This window comes from Okeania sp. SIO1H4 (assembly GCF_010672695.1).
Classification (GTDB): domain Bacteria; phylum Cyanobacteriota; class Cyanobacteriia; order Cyanobacteriales; family Microcoleaceae; genus Okeania; species Okeania hirsuta.
On sequence record NZ_JAAHGB010000158.1, the window covers coordinates 1 to 3,040 of the forward strand.

Annotated in this window: 2 protein-coding genes; one reads left to right on the top strand and one right to left on the bottom strand. The window is 38.4% G+C overall.

Annotation, left to right across the window (positions count from 1 at the left end; translation table 11 throughout):
* Positions 1–829 precede the first annotated feature (829 nt).
* The gene (locus F6K06_RS33310) at positions 830–1,258 is read right to left on the bottom strand and encodes a hypothetical protein (protein WP_124146539.1); all 429 of its coding nucleotides are present in this window, start codon (positions 1,256–1,258) and stop codon (positions 830–832) included.
* Positions 1,259–1,927: 669 nt separating this feature from the next.
* On the opposite strand from F6K06_RS33310, the gene F6K06_RS33315 reads away from it, so the two are divergent.
* Positions 1,928–2,773 carry a Uma2 family endonuclease gene (locus F6K06_RS33315; RefSeq protein ID WP_287245345.1) on the top strand — a complete coding sequence of 282 codons (846 nt, stop codon included), beginning with the start codon at positions 1,928–1,930 and terminating at the stop codon, positions 2,771–2,773.
* Positions 2,774–3,040: the final 267 nt, after the last annotated feature.

Genomic DNA, 3,040 nt, shown 5'->3' on the forward strand with positions numbered 1-3,040 from the left:
ATAGAGAGAAAAGTAGCGTTAGCGTCAAATGTGAACATACAATATCTGGCGTGAAGAGATATAATGCAGGGAGAGGATTGTATCGAAATCACATTAAAGATGCGCGACGATCGCTTCATGTTCACTGCGGCTGGACTCTGGAATTTCTACTTAATGGCAGGATAATTTAATCAGTGAAAACCAGAATTTTCCCATTTCACTTTAAGGTTTTATTTCGCGACAAGTCTAATGTCTTGGGGTTGCCATTTGAAGCGATCGACTACGGTGGCGATTTGTCTTTCTAATTCTGGGCGTAAGTCTTCCAATTTTATACCCTCGACTTCTAGATCTGTACTTGCTTCCCAAGCATCGGCAAAAATCTCTAAAACTTTTTTTCCTTGCTCACGGGTAATAGGGATATCCTTATTAGTGGGATAGGTTCTTAGAATTCAGGAGGCAAAATTTCACACCAACTCGCCTCCTGACTACTTGCTTTTAACCTCTGAGAACAAAATCTTCTAGTTCTAATAATGGACTATTGAGCAAAGTGGCAAATTGAGCACCACTACCAAAACCTGTCTCACTACCATTGGAGTTATAGAACAAATTACCATTATCACTGTTATAAACAATTACTGCATTAGAAGTTTCTGCAAATTCGTCATCATTAACTACAGCAAATTCATCAGTAATGCTGAACCCTGTTCCTGGTTCGCTATTGATAGCAGTGAAGGTTGTGATATCCAGAATAATAATATCTCCTGGTGTTTGGGAAAAATCAGTAATTTGGTCTATACCAACATCCTCTAGGTAAAATGGTTCATTGGTGTTAAAGATAAAGCGGTCTATACTACCTCCCCCTGTTAGTATATCGTTTCCTGGTCCACCGTTTAGCGGAAAGCAATATTCCTGCTTCTTGAGACACTGTAGACAAAGTAGTGTTCAAGATAGGACTCGTCTCCACCCCTTCCAAAGAACGAAGATGCAGATTATCTAAAAAATCTACAGACAGAGGATCTGGATCTATGAGCATTAACATCCCATCTTCCCTCAAGCCAATGAAACTGTCTGAATTAGGTAACTCTGCAAACTTAGCAGTCAAACTACCTCCTTCGCCTATCGAAACCGTATCAAGAAGTGAACCATTTGCATCAAACTTTTTAACGGAATAAACTGGGTTGATAAAATTCAAATCAAAATCCGAAACAAATATATTATTCTGATCGTCAACGAAAACCCCTCTTGATGTGCTGAGATCATCAATGATAGTGGTAGCCATGATGGACTCCTCCAAAAAATCATTAAATACATCTATTACAAAACAGAGTTTTAAAATGCTGTAATCAAGTTATAAAAAGGGTTTCAGATGACTTGAAATATTTAACTCATCCTAATGGCAAAATAGGGATCGAAGTTTCCTCCTCCAGCATCAACCTGGTTATCTCGGTCAATAGATCCTGTCATCTTTCCACCCCTTTAAGCTTGATTAAATTTGCTCCGTTTCACTGGATTTATCTCAGGTCTTGAGGAATTTCTTGAATGCCAAATTCTTACTTAAGTGCAATTACAGGAGTAGTTCTAGATAAAACTTAACTTCAATTAATATTTCTCAAAATTACTGTCTTTTTCAAAAAGACTCTCACCCCTGCTCCTTCCTCCTAGCCCAAGCTAATTCGTGAATTGGAGCCTTACAGTTACTTGTTCTCTGGATACAAGTATTTCTGCTTATAAATATATATGATCTGACATCAATTCTAACTATAGGATTAACAATTATTAACAAATTTAGCAGTCAATGTTTAGATAAATAAACTTTGGGTAGTCCTATATATGTAGGGAAAATTTTAATATTTCACTACATATTTCCTCCCTTCTGGGGCAGTAGGGGGGATATCATTTTGCCATGCTATAATCCCAATCATACCTATTAGTTGTAAGGTTAAGCTCAATGGTTTTAACAGCCCAAGAATTAGAGGCAATAATGCCAGATGCTACTCAACTAGAAAGCGACGAACCCGAAATGGAAAGCTCTCAACACTATACCCAACTAATGTTGCTAGTTATTTGTCTGGAATGGTTGTGGCGCAATAGAAACGATTACTTTATTGGTGCAAGATTGAGTATTTATTACAGTCGCCAGCAGCTAAAAGCTCGCGACTTTCACGGTCCGGACTTTTTCTTAGTCAAGCAAACCCAGAAACAACCTCGAAATTCCTGGGTAGTATGGGAGGAAAACGGTAAATATCCTAACTTAATTATTGAGTTACTATCAGACTCTACCGCTAGAGTCGATCGCAACTTAAAAAAGCAGTTATATCAAGACAACTTCCGCACCCCAGAGTATTTTTGGTTCGACCCCGAAACTATGGAATTTATGGGATTTCGCTTACAACAAAATCGCTATGAAGAAATTCAACCGAACCAGGAAGGTTGGCGTTGGAGCCAAGAATTAGAATTATATTTAGGAGTAGATGGAGGTGAACTGCGTTACTTCACTGCCAAAGGTGAACGAGTGCCAACTCCCCAGGAGTCAGCGATACAAGCTCAATTACAAGTTCAACAAGCTCAAAATGCTTTTGCCGATGGTCAACAAGTTGGAGAACAAACAGGCCAACAGAAGGCCAAACAAGAAGCAGTCCCTCGATTGCTTAAATTAGGATTGAGTTTAGAGGCAATTGCTGAATCTTTAGACTTGCCTTTATCGGTTGTTCAACAAATAGCTAATTCTGCTATTGAAGAAGGAGACAGGAGACAGGAGACAGGAGACAGGAGGAAAATTACATGGGGATTCTAACCCCAAGTAATTTTGAACACCGTGTAGACGGTGGGGTATTAAACCCACAAAGAAAATGATAACAATTAGATAACTGAAGAGATTCAGACTAACTTGGCTACAGAATATTTTTGATAAATAATTCAATTTTATCTGTAGTTATTGGACTTTGGACAAAAAGTAACTAACAGTTAGCGTAATAATTACGCTAATCAAACAGGATAATACCGCTCTATCTCCAGTGAATTTAATCACTGAAAAAAGGCATTGAAGAAGGAGACAGGAGAC